The organism is Geodermatophilus sp. SYSU D00879 (assembly GCF_054050375.1).
Genome location: NZ_JBJGZF010000015.1, coordinates 27,734 through 44,621 on the forward strand (window position 1 = coordinate 27,734; position 16,888 = coordinate 44,621).

General features: G+C 75.9%; 17 protein-coding genes. 11 read left to right on the top strand and 6 right to left on the bottom strand.

All coding sequences use genetic code 11. The features are described 5' to 3' along the window. The first annotated feature begins 13 nt into the window (after positions 1-13). From ACI79B_RS17730 to ACI79B_RS17745, 4 genes are all read left to right on the top strand, one after another. On the top strand, positions 14-1,159 hold the full coding sequence (locus ACI79B_RS17730) for an iron-containing alcohol dehydrogenase (protein ID WP_456929098.1): 1,146 nt from the start codon (positions 14-16) through the stop codon (positions 1,157-1,159). Between the two features lie 172 nt (positions 1,160-1,331). Further along, positions 1,332-2,120 (top strand): hypothetical protein, encoded by a 789-nt coding sequence (locus ACI79B_RS17735; RefSeq protein WP_456929097.1) that lies wholly within the window; start codon positions 1,332-1,334, stop codon positions 2,118-2,120. Next, entirely contained in the window at positions 2,117-3,058 is a 942-nt protein-coding gene (locus ACI79B_RS17740) for an NAD(P)H-binding protein (protein WP_456929096.1), read from the top strand. The genes ACI79B_RS17735 and ACI79B_RS17740 overlap by 4 nt, the downstream gene beginning before the upstream one ends. Beyond that, positions 3,055-3,819: a CPBP family intramembrane glutamic endopeptidase gene (locus ACI79B_RS17745; RefSeq protein ID WP_456929095.1), complete on the top strand. Its 765-nt coding sequence runs from the start codon at positions 3,055-3,057 to the stop codon at positions 3,817-3,819. The genes ACI79B_RS17740 and ACI79B_RS17745 overlap by 4 nt, the downstream gene beginning before the upstream one ends. Before the next feature lie 66 nt (positions 3,820-3,885). Here the strand turns inward: ACI79B_RS17745 and ACI79B_RS17750 are convergent, their stop codons facing one another. Then, the gene (locus tag ACI79B_RS17750; protein ID WP_456929094.1) at positions 3,886-4,029 is read right to left on the bottom strand and encodes a hypothetical protein; all 144 of its coding nucleotides are present in this window, start codon (positions 4,027-4,029) and stop codon (positions 3,886-3,888) included. Positions 4,030-4,177: 148 nt separating this feature from the next. After that, the gene (locus ACI79B_RS17755; RefSeq protein WP_456929093.1) at positions 4,178-4,492 is read right to left on the bottom strand and encodes a hypothetical protein; all 315 of its coding nucleotides are present in this window, start codon (positions 4,490-4,492) and stop codon (positions 4,178-4,180) included. A 289-nt stretch (positions 4,493-4,781) separates the two neighbouring features. Between ACI79B_RS17755 and ACI79B_RS17760 the strand changes: the two genes are divergently transcribed. After that, positions 4,782-5,579, top strand: coding sequence for a hypothetical protein (locus tag ACI79B_RS17760; protein WP_456929092.1), 798 nt, complete (start codon positions 4,782-4,784; stop codon positions 5,577-5,579). 63 nt (positions 5,580-5,642) lie between these two features. On the opposite strand, the gene ACI79B_RS17765 is transcribed toward ACI79B_RS17760, so the two are convergent. Continuing rightward, positions 5,643-6,680, bottom strand: a complete 1,038-nt coding sequence (locus ACI79B_RS17765; RefSeq protein WP_456929091.1) for an NAD(P)H-dependent flavin oxidoreductase — start codon at positions 6,678-6,680, stop codon at positions 5,643-5,645. Between the two features lie 155 nt (positions 6,681-6,835). Between ACI79B_RS17765 and ACI79B_RS17770 the strand changes: the two genes are divergently transcribed. The 4 genes from ACI79B_RS17770 to ACI79B_RS17785 all read left to right on the top strand — a co-directional run bounded on the left by ACI79B_RS17770 (position 6,836) and on the right by ACI79B_RS17785 (position 11,032). Further along, positions 6,836-8,233 (top strand): FAD-binding oxidoreductase, encoded by a 1,398-nt coding sequence (locus ACI79B_RS17770; RefSeq protein ID WP_456929090.1) that lies wholly within the window; start codon positions 6,836-6,838, stop codon positions 8,231-8,233. A 149-nt stretch (positions 8,234-8,382) separates the two neighbouring features. After that, positions 8,383-9,546, top strand: a complete 1,164-nt coding sequence (locus tag ACI79B_RS17775; RefSeq protein WP_456929089.1) for an MFS transporter — start codon at positions 8,383-8,385, stop codon at positions 9,544-9,546. A gap of 60 nt (positions 9,547-9,606) precedes the next feature. Further along, the gene (locus ACI79B_RS17780; RefSeq protein ID WP_456929088.1) at positions 9,607-10,011 is read left to right on the top strand and encodes a hypothetical protein; all 405 of its coding nucleotides are present in this window, start codon (positions 9,607-9,609) and stop codon (positions 10,009-10,011) included. A 109-nt stretch (positions 10,012-10,120) separates the two neighbouring features. Next, the gene (locus ACI79B_RS17785) at positions 10,121-11,032 is read left to right on the top strand and encodes an NAD-dependent epimerase/dehydratase family protein (protein WP_456929087.1); all 912 of its coding nucleotides are present in this window, start codon (positions 10,121-10,123) and stop codon (positions 11,030-11,032) included. Positions 11,033-11,035: 3 nt separating this feature from the next. Here the strand turns inward: ACI79B_RS17785 and ACI79B_RS17790 are convergent, their stop codons facing one another. Beyond that, positions 11,036-11,191: a hypothetical protein gene (locus ACI79B_RS17790; protein WP_456929086.1), complete on the bottom strand. Its 156-nt coding sequence runs from the start codon at positions 11,189-11,191 to the stop codon at positions 11,036-11,038. Next, positions 11,188-11,838 carry a GntR family transcriptional regulator gene (locus ACI79B_RS17795; RefSeq protein ID WP_456929085.1) on the bottom strand — a complete coding sequence of 217 codons (651 nt, stop codon included), beginning with the start codon at positions 11,836-11,838 and terminating at the stop codon, positions 11,188-11,190. Before ACI79B_RS17795 ends, ACI79B_RS17790 begins: the two co-directional genes overlap by 4 nt. A gap of 190 nt (positions 11,839-12,028) precedes the next feature. On the opposite strand from ACI79B_RS17795, the gene ACI79B_RS17800 reads away from it, so the two are divergent. Continuing rightward, positions 12,029-12,772: an alpha/beta fold hydrolase gene (locus tag ACI79B_RS17800; RefSeq protein WP_456929084.1), complete on the top strand. Its 744-nt coding sequence runs from the start codon at positions 12,029-12,031 to the stop codon at positions 12,770-12,772. A 207-nt stretch (positions 12,773-12,979) separates the two neighbouring features. On the opposite strand, the gene ACI79B_RS17805 is transcribed toward ACI79B_RS17800, so the two are convergent. Continuing rightward, positions 12,980-15,862: a putative bifunctional diguanylate cyclase/phosphodiesterase gene (locus tag ACI79B_RS17805; RefSeq protein ID WP_456929083.1), complete on the bottom strand. Its 2,883-nt coding sequence runs from the start codon at positions 15,860-15,862 to the stop codon at positions 12,980-12,982. A 428-nt stretch (positions 15,863-16,290) separates the two neighbouring features. Between ACI79B_RS17805 and ACI79B_RS17810 the strand changes: the two genes are divergently transcribed. After that, entirely contained in the window at positions 16,291-16,812 is a 522-nt protein-coding gene (locus ACI79B_RS17810; RefSeq protein WP_456929082.1) for a hypothetical protein, read from the top strand. Positions 16,813-16,888 lie beyond the last annotated feature (76 nt).

A 16,888-nucleotide genomic window follows, 5' to 3' on the forward strand; every position in this document is an offset into this window, starting at 1 on the left:
CCGGAGGGCACCGGTGAGCGGGTTCGACGTCGCCGTCCCGCGCCGGGTCCTCTTCGGCCCGGGGCGCGCGGAGGAGCTCGCGGACCTGCTTCCTCCCCTCGGACGGCGGGTGCTCCTGTGCACCGGGCGGGACCCCGCACGGCACCGCTCCCTCCTGGGCGGCGTCGACCCGGTCGCCGTCGTCCCGGTCCCGCAGGAGCCGACCGTCGACGCGGTGCGGGCGGCGGCCCGCGAGGCCGGGGACGCCGGTGTCGACGTGGTCGTCGCGATCGGGGGCGGGAGCGTCCTGGACACCGGCAAGGCCGTCGCCGCCCTGCTCGGCAACGGCACCGACCCGCTCGACCACCTGGAGGTCGTCGGCCGCGGGCTGCCCCTAGAGCGGCCGGCCCTGCCCTCCGTCGCGGTCCCCACGACCGCGGGCACCGGTGCGGAGGTGACCGCCAACGCGGTGCTCTCCTCCCCGGAGCACGGCGTCAAGGCGAGCATCCGCGGGCCGCACCTGCTCGCGACCGTCGCACTCGTCGACCCGCTGCTCACGCTCACCTGCCCGCCGGCGGTCACCGCCAGCAGCGGGCTCGACGCGCTCACCCAGTGCCTGGAGCCCTACGTCTCGCCGCAGGCCACCCCGGTGACCGAAGCCCTCGCGGCCGCCGGGCTGCAGCGCGGTGCGCGGGCGCTGCGGACCGCCTACGAGGACGGCGGGGACCGGGCGGCGCGCGAGGAGATGGCGCTGTGCAGCCTGTTCGGCGGCATCGCGCTGGCCAACGCCAAGCTGGGGGCGGTGCACGGCGTCGCCGGCGTCGTCGGCGGCCTGGTCTCCGCACCGCACGGCGCCGTGTGCGCCGCCCTGCTGGCACCGGTGGTCGAGGCGAACGTCCGGGCACTGCGGGAGCGCGCACCGGCCTCGCCCGCGGTGGGCCGCTACGCCGAGGCCGCCCGGCTGCTGACCGGACGGGACGACGCGACCGTCGAGGACGCGGTGGCCTGGCTTCGCGAGACGGTGTCCGCGCTCGGCGTGCCGCCCCTCGGGGCGCTCGGCCTCCGCCCGGCCGACCACGCCGAGGTCGCCGCGAAGGCCGCGCGCTCCAGCAGCATGCGCGGCAACCCGGTGGTGCTCACCGACGACGAGATCGGCACGGTGCTGCGCGCGGCGTCGTGACACACCGCCCCGGCCCGGATCGTCCGCCCCGGATGAGGTGGTGGCGGGCCGGCCGCGCTGGGGTCGACACCGAGCCCGGCCGGCGCCCCGGTGGGTGCGTCCGCCGTCGGCCGCGCCGGGCCCACGCCACGGATCCGCACACGCCACGGACCCGCACCCCGGAGGAGCGCGGATGTCCCTCCCCAGCACGGACGTCGGCCGGACGGGCCACGGGGCGGACCCCGCGACGGCGCGGCGCCGCGGGCCCGTCGTCCGGATCGAGCTGCCCCCGCGCCCGCCCCACCGGACCCCCGCGAGGGCCGCGGCCGACCTGGTCCCGCAGGTCCTGGCGGTGCTCGGTGACCTGCCCCGGTTCGTCGTCACCCCGCTGCTGCGCCCCTGGCACCGCAGGTGGGGGGCCACCGCGGAGGAGGTCGCCGCGCCGATGCCCGGCGACGACCTGCTGCCCCGTGCCCGGTACCGGTGCACCCGGGCCGTCACCGTCGCCGCGCCCCCCGAGGCGGTGTGGCCCTGGCTCGTCCAGGTCGGCTACCGCCGCGGCGGCTGGTACGCCGACGACCTGCTCGACAACCTCGGGTGGCCGAGTGCCCGGGAGGTCCGCCCGGAGCTGCAGGACCTCCACGTCGGCCAGCACCTGGCCTGGGGGCCCCGCGCCTCGGAGCGCTCGTCGTTCCGGGTCGAGGACTTCGAGGCCCCGGAGTGGCTGCTGTGGCGGTCGCCCAACCGGACGTGGGCGTGGCGGCTGGTCCCGCTGGCCGGCGGCCGGACCCGGCTGGTCAGCCGGATGCACGTCGTGTACGAGTGGTCGCGCCCCGGGTGGGTCCTGGGCACGGTGCTGCTGTGCGAGGTCGCCGACTACCCGATGATGCGGCGGATGCTGCTCGGGATCCGGGACCGGGCCGAGACCGGCCGGCGGGACGGGTCGCACCGACCGCCCGCGCGGGTCACCCTGGACCGGTGAAGGTACTGGTCACCGGTGCGTCGGGGTTCGTGGGCGGCCGGCTGGCCACCGCGCTGGAACAGGAGGGCCACGACGTCCGGGCCATGACCCGCCGGCCCGAGCGGTACGGGGGAGCCGGCAGCCCGGTCGCCGGGGACGTCGGCGACGCGGCGTCGCTCGAGGCGGCGCTCGGGGGGTGCGAGGTCGCCTACTACCTCGTGCACTCCCTGGGCGACCCCGACTTCGAGCGCAAGGACGCCGACGCGGCACGGGCCTTCGCCCGCGCCGCCGCCGCGGCGGGCGTCGGCCGCATCGTCTACCTGGGGGGTCTGGGCCGGGACGCCGACCGGCTGTCGCGGCACCTGCGCAGCCGGCGCGAGGTCGAGCGGCTGCTGGGCGGCACCGGCGTGCCGGTCACCGTGCTGCGCGCGGGCATCGTCGTCGGCCACGGCGGGGTGTCCTGGGAGATGACCCGCCAGCTCGTGGCCCACCTGCCCGCCATGGTCACCCCCCGGTGGGTCAGCACGCGGACCCAGCCGATCGCGGTCGCCGACGTCGTCCGGTACCTGGTCGGCGTCCTCGACGCGCCGGAGGCGGAGGGGCGGGTGTTCGAGGTCGGGGGCCCGGAGGTGCTCACCTACCTGCAGATGCTCACCCGCGTCGCCGACGTCCAGAACCGGCACCTGTTCGTCGTCCCCGTGCCGCTGCTCAGCCCGCAGCTGTCCTCGCGCTGGCTGGCCCTCGTCACCGACGTCGACGTCGCCACCGGCCGGTCGCTCATCGACTCGATGAGCAACGAGGTGGTCGTCACCGACGACGCCATCCGCTCGGTCGTCCCCTTCGACCCGATGGACTACGACCACATGGTGCTCACCGCCCTGGTCGAGCGGGCGCGCGAACGCCGGCGACAGGTCGGGGAGCGGCGCGGCGGGTGGCTGAGCCGCGGAGCCCGGCGGTGACGCGCCGCCGGTCCGTCCGGGCACTGGAGGCCGGCATCCGGCGGGTGGCCGGGCCGCTGCTGCGGCAGGTGCCGCGGGACCACTGGGAGACCGACGCCGCGTTCCGGCGCCGCCGGCGGGTCACCGGCGCCGTCGCGGTGGCCGGCGCGTCACTGCTGGGGGTGTCGCTGTCCACGCCGCCGGGCTCCCCGCGGTTCTACGGGCTGACCCTCGGGGTCGCCGGCACCTGGGTGGCCGGGGGGCTGGCGTCCGGGCCGCTGCACCTGGGCCGCATGTTCGGGCCCGGGGACCGGCTGCAGCGGCCGCTGCTCACGCCGGTCGTCTCGGGGGTCGGCGCCTTCGGCGCCTTCTACGCCGCGGCGCTGGTCGCCCGGCGGATCCCGGTGCTGGAGCGGGCGATCGGCTCGGTGCTCCGCTACGCCGACCAGGGCTCGGCCCCGCTCGTCGCCACCACCACGCTGGCCAACGGCGTGGCGGAGGAGGTGTTCTTCCGCGGCGCGCTCTACGCGGCGGCCGGCGCCGAGCGCCCGGTGCTGGTCTCGACGGCGGTCTACGGCCTGGCCACCGTGGCCACCCGCAACCCGGCGCTCGTGCTGGCCAGCCTGCCGATGGGACTGCTGTTCGGGATCCAGCGCAGGATCACCGGGGGGATCCAGGCGCCGGTGCTCACGCACGTGGTGTGGTCCAGCCTGATGCTGCGCTGTCTCCCGCCGCTGTTCGCCGACCGCCTCGCGGCGGAGGAGCGGACGCCGTCGGCCTGACGGTGGCGGCCGGGGACGCCGCGTGCCGGACGGCCCGGGACGCGGGAGCACCGCGGGCGGGGCCGGTCAGCTCTTGGTCCTCCGCGGGTGCATCAGCCGCTCCATCTGGGCCGCGGCCCGCTGCTTCTCCTTGCGCTCGCTGCGCTTGGCCTTCACGGCCTTGCCCGACTTCTTCGTGGAGTGGTCGTCGTGGGGCGACTTGTCGGCCATCGGAGTGCTCCCTCGTCGACGGCGGGACGACTCTCTCTACCGCCGGTCGCCCGGCCGCGCCAGGGAGTCCGGCGCGTCCGCTCGACCCGTTCCCCGCCGGACCTCCGGGACGCCGCCTGCCGCGTCCGCCACGGCGCCCCGGCAGGGCTCAGCGCGGCCAGCGCACCTCGATGCGGGTGACGGAGACCTCGATCCACGACCCGGTGGGACGCGTGGACAGCGCCTCCCGGGCCGCCTGCTCGAGCACGTGGCGTGCCGCCTCGGCGGCCCGGGCGGTGACGGCCGCCGCGACCGCGAACGCCGACGCGGTGACCAGCGACCCGGCGGCCGTGCCGCGGGACAGCGCCGGGAGCAGGGACCGGACCGCGGCCGGCAGGGTGCCCCGCGGTGCACGGCGGCGGGGCACGCGGCTGCCGTCCGCCCGGTAGATCTCGCTCGGCTCGATCGGCTGCTGCCCGTCCACGGCGTCCCCTCCCGTCCCTACGCCCGATCCTCCCACCGGGTGCTCGCCGCGACGAGCGGTCCCCTGCGGCGGTGCCGGGATCTCGCGGGGACGAGAGGGGTCCCGATCGCGGACCGGGTCCCTACGCTGGTGTCGTGGGCAACATCGGCAAGGAAGTCCGCCGGATCGAGGTCCTGCCCGTGCCCGAGCCGCCCCTCGAACCGGCCGCGCCGGAGCGACCCGAGCCGCCCCGGACCCCGTCGCCCGTGAAGTAGCGGCGGTGGATCCCTACGGTGGCTTCGAGCCACGTGTGGGACAGATCAGAGCGCTGCGCACCTTCCGGATCGGCCCGGACGGTGCCCTCTACCCGCTGTTCTCCGACGAGCCCTGGCACGACGGCGCCAACCAGGCGCGCTGCCTGAGCAGGGACCGCCCGCCGCACCCCAGCCCGGCTCCGGACTGCACGTGCGGCTTCTACGCCTTCGGCGCGGAGCAGTGGGCCGGTGACCAGCCGCGCAGCCGCCACGTCCTCGCCGTGGTCGCCTGCTGGGGGCACGTCGTCGCGGGGACCCGTGGTCTGCGGGCCGAGTACTCCCGGATCGAGGCCCTGTGGCTGTCGGGTGCCGTCCCCGGGGACCTGACCGAGCGGGTCCGGCGGAAGCACCCCTCCGTGGCGGTCTACGAGGACCGGTCCCGGATGGTCGCGGAGCACCCGCCCACCGAGCTCGACTGCTACGAGCGGCCGGACCGGGGGAGTGGCCGCCCCGCCGGACGCCTGTGGTGGTCGGCGGCGATCGCCGCAGCCGTGCTGGGCGTCCTCCCGGCGGCCTGGCTCGGGGGTGCCTCCAGCGCCGCACTCCTGTCGGTCGTCCTGGGCACGGCCTTCGGGGTGGGTGCGCTGCCCCTCGCCCGGCACGGCGTCGACGTCGACGGGTCCGGCCGGCGCCTGCTGTGCCTGGCGACCTCGATGTGGCTCTTCGCCTCCTTCCTGGGTCCCCTCGGCGCGGTGTTCGTCCGGCTGCCCCTGCTGCAGGCGGCGTCGATCGTCGGGCTGCAGCACGTGTGCCTGCTCGTCGAGGCCCGCCGCATACCGGCGCAGATCCCCTGACCGCACGACTCCCGTGACCGCACGACGGCCGGCCGGGTCGGCGCCGCGCCGTCGCGCCGCCCGTCACGCCTGCTGGTCGACGGGCTCGCGCGCGGCGGGAGGCTCCGGGGCCCGCGGCCGCGGCGCCGGTTCGGCCGTGACCGCCCGTCCCGCCGTCCGCAGGGCCTCCTCGGCCTCGGCGACGATGCGGGCGACCAGCTCCCGGGCCGGGACGACGTCGTGGACGAGCTGCACCGACTGCCCGGCGAACGGGAGCAGGTCGTGGCCGCCGCCGGCCCGCACGCGGGCGCGCAGCTCGTGTCCCACGCGCTCCGGGTCGACCGTCTCCGGCGCCCGCTGCAGCCGGGAGACCAGCTCGGTCCGCAGCGCCCGCGGCGCGTACGGCTCCCCGATCTGCGGGAGGGTGAACCGGGGCATCACCCGCTCGCTGTGCGGGACCTTGACCGCGTCGGTGGCGTCCGCGGCCACGATCCGGTCCTTCCACTCCTGGTCGACGCCCATCTCGGGGGTGGCGAGGAAGCGGGTGCCCAGGCTCGCGCCCTGCGCCCCGAGCGCGAGCGCGGCGGCGAGGCCCCGGCCGTCGGCGATGCCGCCGGCGGCGACCACCGGCACGTCCCCGGCCAGGTCGACGACGGCCGGCACGAGGACCAGGGTGCTGACCCAGCCGGCGTTGCCGCCGGCCTCCGTGCCCTGGGCGACCAGCACGTCGGCCCCGGCCTCCAGCGCGGCCTCCGCGGCCCGCACGTCGCCGACCGCCTGGATCCAGCGGATCCCGGCGTCGTGCGCGCGGGCGACGAGGTCGGCGGGGACGCCCATGTGGAAGCTGATCGCCGCGGGCGCGAACTCGAGCGTGGCCGCGAAGGCCTCGGGGTCGAACGGCCGCCCGGTGTGGTTGACCGCGAAGGGGCGGTCGGTGCTCTCGCGCACCCGCTGCCACTGCGCGCGCAGCTCCGACGGCCGGCGCAGCGCCGTGCCGAGGCTGCCGAGGGCGCCGGCCCGGCAGGCCTCCACCGCCAGCGCCGTCTCGTCCCAGGGGCCGAACGGCGCGATCACCACCGGCACGGAGACGTCGAGCAGGTCGCACAAGCGGGTCCGCAGCATCGCGAGCTCCAGGACGAGGGCGGGACACGGAGTGTGGCCCCCGGCGGTCGACGGGGCCAGGGTGCCGTGCGCGCCGCGGGCCGAGGTGTCCCGGGTGCCCGGCAGAGGGACCCTTGGTCCCTGTCGCGCGCCTCCGACGTCCCGACACTGGTCCCATGACGACCACAGCGGCTCCGGTCAGCGCCACTGCCGTCGCCGGCCTCCGCGCCGCGCTGCACGGCGACGTCGTCACCGCCGCAGACGTCGGGTACGACGAGCACCGGAAGCTCTGGAACGGGTCGATCGACGGACGTCCCGCCGTCATCGCCCGGTGCACGGGCGCGGACGACGTGCGGACCGCCATCCGGTTCGGCCGCGAGCAGCAGCTGCCGATCGCCGTCCGCAGCGGGGGGCACAGCTTCCCGGGGCTGTCCACCTGCGACGGCGGCCTGGTGATCGACCTCCGGCGGATGAACGGCGTCCGGGTGGACCCGTCCTCACGGGTGGCGGCGGTGCAGGCCGGGGTGCTGCTGGGAGCGCTGGACGAGCGGACCCAGGAACACGGGCTGGTCGTGCCGGCCGGCATCGTCTCCCACACCGGCCTGGCCGGGCTGACCCTCGGGGGTGGCATCGGCTGGGTCATGCGCCGCTACGGCCTCACCGTCGACTCCCTGCTGTCGGCGGACCTGGTGACCGCCGACGGCGAGGTCGTCCGGGCCGGCGAGGACGAGAACGCGGATCTCTTCTGGGGGTTGCGCGGCGGCGGCGGCAACTTCGGGGTGGTCACCGACTTCCGCTTCCGCCTGCACCCCCTGGGGCCGCAGGTGGTGGCCGGGGCGACCTTCTGGTCCATGGACGACGCCGAGCGGGTCCTGCGCTCCTACCGCGACTGGGCGGCCGAGGGTCCCGACGAGCTGATGACGATCGTCGTCCAGCGGCTCGCCCCGTCCCTGCCCGTGGTCCCGCCGGAACTGGTCGGCCGGCCGGTGGTGGCGGTCGCCGCCTGCTACGCCGGCGACGTCGACGAGGGGCAGCGGGTCCTGGCGCCGATGCGGGGCTTCGGGTCGCCGGTGCTGGACGTCGTCGCGCCCAAGCCGTTCGTGGCGCACCAGCAGATGTTCGACCCCTCGTTCCGGCACGGCTGCTGGTACTCCGTCCGCTCCTGCGACGTCGCGGCGCTGAGCGACGACGTGATCGACGTCGTCGTCGAGCACGGCCGCCGGATCACGTCGCCGCTGAGCAGCGTGGCCCTGTGGCAGATGGGCGGGGCGGTCGCCCGGGTCCCGGACGACGCCACCGCCTTCAACGGCCGGTCCGCCGGCTTCACCTTCAACATCAACGGGAACACGGCGGGTCCCGACGGGTTCGAGGAGCAACGCCAGTGGGCGCGCGACTACTGGACGGCCCTGGCCCCGTTCCACACCGGCGTCTACGTCAACTTCCTGATGGAGGAGGGGCAGGCCCGCGTCCGGCAGGCCTACGGGGAGGCCAAGCTCCGGCGGCTGACGGCGCTGAAGCGGGAGTACGACCCGGCGAACGTCTTCCGGCGCAACCAGAACATCGACCCGGGATGACGTAGCGCCCTGACATGACGTAGCGCCCTGACATGACGTAGCGCCCTGACCGTCGACGCCGCGGCCGACGGCCCCGCCGGGACGCCGACGACCGTGTTCGGTGCTCACGCGCCGGGCCGCCGGGGAGGTGCCTCGTATCCTCCGCCGGCATGCGGACCACGGCGGCGGTCGACTCGGTCCGGAGCTGGGTGATGGTCGCCGCGGCGTTCGCCGCGATGTTCGCCTCGTTCGGGATCGCCTACTCCTTCGGCGCGTTCCTCGAGCCGATGGCGGAGGAGTTCGGCGCCGGTCGCGGCGCGACGTCGGTCTTCTTCGCCCTCACCTCGCTCACCTACTTCGGCCTCGGCGCCCTCAGCGGCATCGCGGTGGACCGCTACGGCCCCCGACGCGTACTGCTCGTCGGGGGGATCGCCCTCGGCGCCGGGCTGGCGGCGACGTCCCGCGCCGGTGAGCTGTGGCTCGGACTGGTCACCTACGGCCTGGGGGTCGGGATCGGGGTGGCCTGCGCCTACGTCCCGATGGTGGCCGTCGTCGGCGGGTGGTTCGAGCGGCGCCGGACGCTCGCGATCGGGGTGGCGGTCACCGGGATCGGCCTGGGCACGCTCACCGTCGCGCCGGTGGCCGCCGCGCTGATCGGTGAGCTGGGGTGGCGGGACACCCACCTCGTGCTCGGCCTGGCGGGCGCGGCGGTGCTGCTGGCCTGCGCCGCGGTCGTCAGCCGCCCTCCGGTGCAGGCCGGTCCCGCGGCGCTGACGCTGGGCGAGGCCGTGCGGAACCGCGACTACCGGCGGCTGTACCTGGCGTCGGGCCTCGTGTCCGTCGCGCTGTTCGTGCCGTTCGTGCACCTGCCCGGCTCCGCCGAACAGGCCGGGGTGGACCGGGTCGCGGCGGCGGTGCTGGTCGGGGTGATCGGTGCCGCGAGCACCGCCGGCCGGCTGGTGCTCGGGGCGGTCGCCGCGCGCACCGGTGCGTTGCGCGCGTTCCGGTGGTGCTTCCTGACGATGGGCGCGAGTTTCGCGCTGTGGGGCCTCGCGGGCGGGTACGGCGTCCTCGTCGCCTTCGCCGTCGTGCTGGGGATCGGCTACGGCGGCTTCGTCGCCCTCGGGCCCGCGGTGGTCGCCGAGCGGTTCGGCACCACCCGCCTGGGTGGCCTGCTCGGGGTGCTCTACACCAGCGCCGGGATCGGGTCCGCCGTGGGAGCTCCGCTCGCCGGGGTGGCCGTCGACGCCTCCGGGTCCTACGCGCCGGCCATCGCCGGGTGCCTCGTCCTCGGGATCGCCGCCTGGCTGACGACGCTGAGCGTGGCTCGCTGACGAGCACCGCGGCGCGCCGTCCGTGCCCGCCCGGGGCGGGAGAGCCCTACCGTCCGGCGCATGGCCCGGCGGTCGGCGCTCGTGACGCTCGCCTCGGCCCAGCTGGTCGCCCAGCTGGCCGGGCACGTGGTCGCCCTGCGGCGGCGACGGCACTTCGACGTGCCGTTCCTGACGGGCAGTCCCGACCACCTCGTCCGGGACTGGCTCTGGTTCGGCACGGCGTACAGCGCTCCTCCCTACCTGGTCGGACCCCAGGTGTGGGCCGTCGCCCGGCTGGTGCGGGGGCCGGATGACCGCGCCCGCCGGGTGCTCCGGTGGGTCGGCACCGGTCTGACGCTGGGCTACCTGAGCGAGCGGTGCAGCCGCGTCCGGGTGAGCCGGGACGGCGTCGACCGGGTCGAGACACCGATCGTCGTCACCGGGTGGGGCTGTGCGGCGGCGATGGCCGTCCTCGCCCGCCGGTGACCGTCCCCCGGGGACACGGCATCAGCCGTGGCCCCGCTCGAGCCTGTGACGCCGCGACGACGCGCCGTGCGACGAGCGCCGTCGTCGGCTCGCTGACAGGGTGGGCGCCATGGCCAGCGTCCCTCCCGTCGTCGTGGTGACCGGTGCGAACGGTCTGGTGGGCGCCGCGGTGTGCCGGGCGCTGGCCGAGCGGTCGGCGCAGGTGCGCGCCGTGGTCCGCCGCGCCGGCAGCGCGCCCGCGCTCGACGGCGTCACCGAGTACGTGGGCGACTTCGCCGACGAGTCCCTCGCCCGCGCGGTGACCCGGGGCGCCGACGCGGTCGTCACGACGGTCCACCCGATGGGCTCGCCGCGGGAGGTCCAGCACCGGGTGGGCGTCGAGGGCACGGCGGTCGTCGCCCGGGCGGCCCGCGACGCGGGCGTCGCCCGGCTGGTGCACGTCTCCACGGCCGGGGTCTACGACCGCTCGGCCGGCGTCGGGGACGTCGCCGAGGACGGTCCCCTCCTGCCCGAGGGCAGCGGCGACTACCCCGACACCAAGAACGCCGCCGACGCCGCGCTGGCGCGGGTCGGCGGGCTCACGACCGTGCTGGTCCGCCCGCCGGCGATCACCGGCGCCGGCGACACCTCGGTCTGGAACACGCTGCGACCGCAGGCGATCCGCGACGGCGGTGCACCCCGGGCCAACCCGTCGCAGACCTGGCCCTGGGTGCACGTCGAGGACCTGGCCGCCTTCGTCGCGGACGTCGCCACGGGTGCCGTCGCGACGTCCGAGGACCCGGAGCGGGGCCCCGTGGCCGGCGGCACGACCCCGGTCGTCGTCGCCGGCGAGCCCACGACGTGGGGGGACTACCTGGGCGCGGTGACCGACGCGCTGGGCGTCGCCCCCGAGTGGACCGACGAGCCGGTGTGGACGGGGCAGCTGCGCACCGACCGCGCGCGGCGGTGGGGCTGGGTGCCCCGGGTCGGCCTCGCGCAGGCGCTGGACGAGCTGCGGCGGGGTCTGACGCCGCGCGGGTGACCGTCAGCGCGGCGCGATGCGGAAGACCGGCCAGCCGATCTCGGTCCGCCAGGCGACTTCCCCGGCGGCGTCGTCGACCTCCGCTACCGCTTCGCGATGGACGGCGACCTCGTCGCGGAGCTGGTCATCGCCCCGTGACGACCGCCGTCCGGCGGTCACGCCCCGGCGCTCGGCAGGCTGTGCCAGGTGTCGTAGGCGACGGCGGCCGCGCCCTCGACGTCCCCGGCGGCGCAGAGCCGGATCAGCTCGTCGTGCCGGGTGACCGACGCCCGGCCGCGGAGGGAGCCGAACCGCAGCCGCTCCGCGCGGCGCACCGTGGGCGTGAACTGCTCGAGGACGGTCGCGAGCGCCCGGTTGCCGGAGATGCGCACCAGCACGCCGTGCAGCTCGTCGTCGATCCGGAGGGCGGCCTCGACGTCGCCGGAGTCGACGGCGGCGGCGAACCGGCGGTTGGCGTCGCGCATGGCGGCGAGGTCCGCGTCGGTGAGGACGGGGACGGCCTCGCGGACCGCGAGCTCGTGCATGGCCGCCACGACGTCGCGGGCGTCCCGGACCGCGCGGACGTCGAGCGGGCTCACGACCGTCGACCGGCCCGGCTGCGCCAGGACCAGCCCGCTCTGCGCGAGGCGCAGCAGGGCCTCGCGGACCGGCGTCCGGCTGACGCCGAGCCAGGCGGCGAGCTCCAGGTCCCTGAGCTGCTCGCCGGGGGTGAACGTGCCGTCGACGATCGCGTCGCGCAGGCGGCGGTAGACGTCGTCCCGCAGCAGGCTGCGGTCGACGCCGGGGTCGGTCGGGGGGATCGGCACGGGCGGACTTCCTGGTGAGCCGGGCGCACGGGGCGGGGGGCGAGACGGAACGAGGAAGCGCGGAAAGGAGCCTTCCTCGCCTCATCTGATGAATGCAATATATCGCATACCGGGTCGTTGACGGGGGTGCGCACCGGTGCGCGACCGGAGGGGCGCCGACGGAGCGCCCGCCGACCGAGAGGAAGCAGCCATGACCAGCAGCACGCTCGCGACCCGCGCCGTCCCGCCCACGGTGGTGCTCGTCCACGGGGCCTTCGCCGACTCGTCGAGCTGGAACGGCGTGATCGCCGAGCTCCGGCGGGACGGCTTCCCCGTGGTCGGGGTGGCCAACCCGCTCCGCTCGCTGGCCGGGGACGCCGCGCTCCTGCGCGACGTCCTGGACAGCGTGGACGGGCCTATCGTCCTCGCCGGCCACTCCTACGGCGGCAGCGTGATGAGCGAGGCGGCGGAGGGGCACCCGCGGGTGAGGGCGCTGGTGTACGTCGCCAGCTTCCTGCTCGACGAGGGGGAGAGCACCGGCGAGCTGGCCGGGAGGTTCCCGGGCAACGAGCTGGGGACGGCGCTGCGCCCGGTGCCCGTCCGCGGTCCCGACGGGCAGACCGCCGACGACCTCTACATCGAGCAGGACCGGTTCCACACGGTCTTCGCCGCGGACGTGCCGGCGGACGTCGCCGCGCTGATGGCCGTCACGCAGCGGCCCATCATCGGCGACGCCCTGGCGGACAAGGCGACGAAGGCGGCCTGGAAGACCGTCCCGTCCTGGACCCTCGTCACGCGCCAGGACCTGGCCGTCCCGGCCGAGGCCCAGCGGTTCATGGCCGAGCGGGCGTCGTCGCACACCGTCGAGGTGGACGCCTCCCACGCCGTGACCGTCTCCCGGCCCGACGTCGTCGCGCGGCTGGTCGACGAGGCCGCCCGCGCGACGGCCGCCTGAGGCTCGGGCCGGTCCGAGGAACGGCGAAGGCCCCGCGGTCGGTGACCGCGGGGCCATCTGCTGTGTCCGAGGGGGGACTCGAACTCCTGGCCCAGGCTGAGCACCGGGATGCCTCGTGGTGCCCTGAGCTGCGATCTCGCGACCCGACGCGGCCGTCGCCGATCTCGAGAACGCACCGGAGGACACCCAGATCCGCCGTCGGCAGTATCACGCGGAGCACCACGAGCCGGGTGACGGGAGGAGGGGGGACCTGGACGGGGACCACCTCTCCCGAGGGCGGGATGCGTGGTGTACGGCGTCGGGCTCGGCCGGACGTCCGAGCAGGTAGCCCTGCGCTCGGTCGCAGCCGATGCCTCGCACGGCCTGGAGCTGCCCGGGCGTCTCGATCCCTTCTGCGACCACACGGAGCCCGAGGCCGTGGGCGAGACCGACGATGCCGGCGACCAGGGGGGAGGGGCGGTCATCGGGGATGTGGTCCACGAAGCTGCGGTCGATCTTCAGCTCGGTGGCCGGCAGGTGGTTCAGCTGGGCCAGAGAGGAGAACCCGGTGCCGAAGTCGTCGATCGAGATCCCGATGCCGGTCGACCGCAGCCGGGTCAGGTGGCCGTGGCGGTCTGCCACCTCGGTCATCACCTGGCTCTCGGTCACCTCGAGGACCAACCGCTCGGGTGGCAGGCCTGTCTCGGCGAGCACCCGCTGCACGACGTCGCTGAAGTCGGCGTCGGTCAACTGCGCGGCGGAGACGTTGACCGCCACCTCCAGCTCCAGGCCCTCCAGGCTCCAGTCGGCGACGGTGCGGCAGGCCCGCCGGAGGACGTGCGCGCCGAGCTCGCGGATGAGCCCGCTGTCCTCGGCAACGGGCACGAACCGGCCCGGCGGCACCGCGCCCAGCACGGGATGCTGCCAGCGGGCCAGCGCCTCCACGGCGACGGTTCGGCCGGTCGCCACGTCGATCTGCGGCTGGAAGAAGACCTGGATCTCGCCGCGGTCGACCGCTCCGTGCAGCTCCGTCTCCAGCCGCAGACGCTCCGGCGACCGCGGGCCGGGTACGAGCGCGCCGGCGGATCGGCGCTTGGCCTCCCACAGGTTCGCGGTGGCCTGCTCGACGAGGCCGCACGCGGCCTCCGGTTGCTGCAGCAGCCGGCGCAGCGACCGGCCGCTGACCACGGCCGTTCCGATGGTGAGGCCGACGAAGACGGCCTCGTCCCCGGCGCTGACCGGCGGCTGGAGGGCGGTGCGTATCCCGTGGGCGATCTGCTCGGCTCGGCGGGGGCCGACACCGGGCAGCAGCATGATGAACTCGTCACCCTCGCGGGTGACGGTGTCCCCCTCGCGGACCGTCGCGGTGAGTCGGCTGGCGACCTGGCGCAGCACCCGGTCACCGGCCTCGCGACCGAGTCCGTCGTTGATCCGCTTGAGCCGGTCGACATCGGCCAGCAGCACGGTGACCGGTGCCCCGCCGGCGGCGGCGTCCTCGAGCGCGGCTTGCAGCCGGGCGTCGAACACCGCGCGGTTGGGCAGCCCGGTGAGCTCGTCGTGACTGGAGCGGTGGTCGAGCTCCTCGAGCAGCCGGGTCTTGTCGAGTGCGACACCGGCCAGGCCGGCCAGTCCCCACAGCCGCTCGCTCAGCGCCTCACCGAGCTCACGGGGCGGGGCGCGGTCCACCCAGTGCGCCAGGATGATGCCGACCAGGTTGCCGTCGACCTGGACCGGCACCGCGACGAAGGCCGCGACACCGAAGGCGTCGAGCACGTCCAGGGCCCACGCCGAGGAGCTGCGGTCGACCAGCAGCGGGGCACCGCTCGCGACGAGCTGGCACAGTTCGGGGCTGTCCTCGGTCGTCGCCACGAAGGCGGCGGCCCGGTCGGCGAGCTCCGCCGGCCAGCCGGCCAGGCCGGCCATCCACACCGACTGGGCGCCGGGCTCCCACAGGGCGACAGCCGAGCGGTCCGCGCCGCACAGCGCAGGGACGGCGTCGGCGATGGTCTGCGCGATGTGCGGGATCGAGCTCCGGCCGGCCAGGGAGCGGGCGACGGCCAGCAGCAGCCGGGCGGTCTCCTCCTGCTCTCGGGCCTGATCCAGCAGCGCCGCCGTCTGCAGGGCGGCAGCGGCCTGCCGGGCGTAGCCGGTCAGCAGCTCCACGTCCTGAGCGAGCAGTTCCTGGCCCGGCCACAGGACGACGGCGAGTGCGCCGTAGCTCGCCGTCGCGGTCGCCACCGGGACGGCGATCACGGTCGCCTCGGCCATCTGCTGCACGCCGGGCTCCAGACGCGTGTCCCCCAGGCGCTGGAGCAGGGCGCGTCCCAGGCCGCGTGCCCGCAGGTGCCGGGCGCCGTGCGGCAGCCGGACGTCCAGTAGGTGGCCGGGTCCGTGCACGACGCGGTCGGCCTGCTCGGTGATCCGCTGCAGGGTGGCCTCCAGGGTGGCGTCCGCAGGCAGGGCGTCGCTCGCCTCCCGGAGGGCACGCAGCTGCTCGTCACCGTGGCAGGCCGCGGTCTGCACCACCGGCTGTGGACGCCGGCGCCGGCGCCGCCACCGAGACGTCGACCTCAGCGGGTGCCAGGTGACGGTGTAGGTGCAGGCGGAGGCGCCATCGACCTGGCACGCCAGGTGCTCCACCCGTGCGGGCGGCAGGCCGAAGAGCACCGGTGCCTGCATCAGCAGGCCGATGTTGTAGTCGCAGTCCATCCGGCTGGGTCGGTGCGGGGCGAGCACCCGCCAGACCAGCTCCGCGCGCCGGTCCGACGACTCCGTGCAGCGGAACACCGCGGCGGTGTCGAACCGGGTGGAGATGCGCGACACCTGCCGTAGCACCGTCGCCGGGGAGCCCAGCGCGCGCACCGCACCGCGCAGCGCCGCCAGCGCGGGATCGGTCAGCGCCGCATCGGCCAGTGCCAGGCCGATCCGCGGATCGCCCACCTCCGCGGCGACGGCGTCGAACAGCCGCAGCTTCACCTCGTAGGACACCCGGCCCCGCAGGCTGTGCAGCCGGGCCGCGTCCCCGGCCAGCCCGGCCCGGCTCAGAGCCCGCTCCACCGCCTTCGGGCCACCCCGCTCGGCCGCCGCCCGCAGCAGCAGCCTGCTGGTCACGGTGGAGGTACCCGCCAGGACACCGTGAACGTCCACTCGCCCTCCTCGGGTTCGATCGCCGACGGCCGTGACCGCCGCCGTCCCCGCCGGGGACAGGCTCCGGAACTTCCGATCTGGGACATGTATCGACCCGATCCGTACCGAAATGAGCCCGCCGTGCTGCCGCGTCGCTCAGGAGAGGGAGACAGCCGGGGGCGCGGTGTGCGCCGTCATCCGTGCTCGCGGGTCCCAGCCGGGCAACCGGGTGCCCCGTGTCGGGGCGAACAGGTGCCGCTCGCCGTCATCGACCCGGCCGACCCGGACCTGCGCTCCCACCCCGCCAGCCGCGGATGGAGCTCACTCAGCACGCATCCGCCCGACGAGTCGTCCCGCTGCACTCAGGTGGACGCCCCCCTCACGGGGGGAGTGTGGTCGCGATCGGCTGTCGCGTGACCGCCTTCCAGGCCGCACCGCCGGTGCACGATGGCGCCATGCCCTCCGCGTCGGATCGAGAACCGCGCTCGGAACGACTGCGATCAGCCATCGTCCTCAGCACCACCGAGCACGCCTGCACCGTCTTCGCCGCGGAAAGGCAGGCCGAGGTTCCCTACGCGACGCCCTTCCCCTCGCCCCGGGCAGAGCGGGTGTCTCCCGGTCACCTCGTGGCCATCGCCACCGCGGCTGCCGGCTCGGACGTCGTCATCTGGCGCTGGTTCGACGCCGTCGTCCTGAGCTGCGCCGATGGGGTCATCAGGCTCTGGGAACCAGCCCACGGAACGGTGCTCGGCAGGCCCCGCACCTCGCGGCACGGGTACCGGCCGGGCGGGCGGGCCTACATCTCGGCCGGGCTGCCAGGGGCAGAGTGGTGGGTGGCCGGCCCCGTGGTCGACCGCGCGGAGGATGCCGCCGTCGAACTCGATGAGGTCCAGCGCTTCTTCACCAGTCACGGCCTGTGGGATCGCCTCACCTGACGTCGCCCGCCCCGGCGACTGGTGGTGATCACCAGCCCCGGTCTCCCGCGAGCACCACACTGTCTCCGTGAGGGGG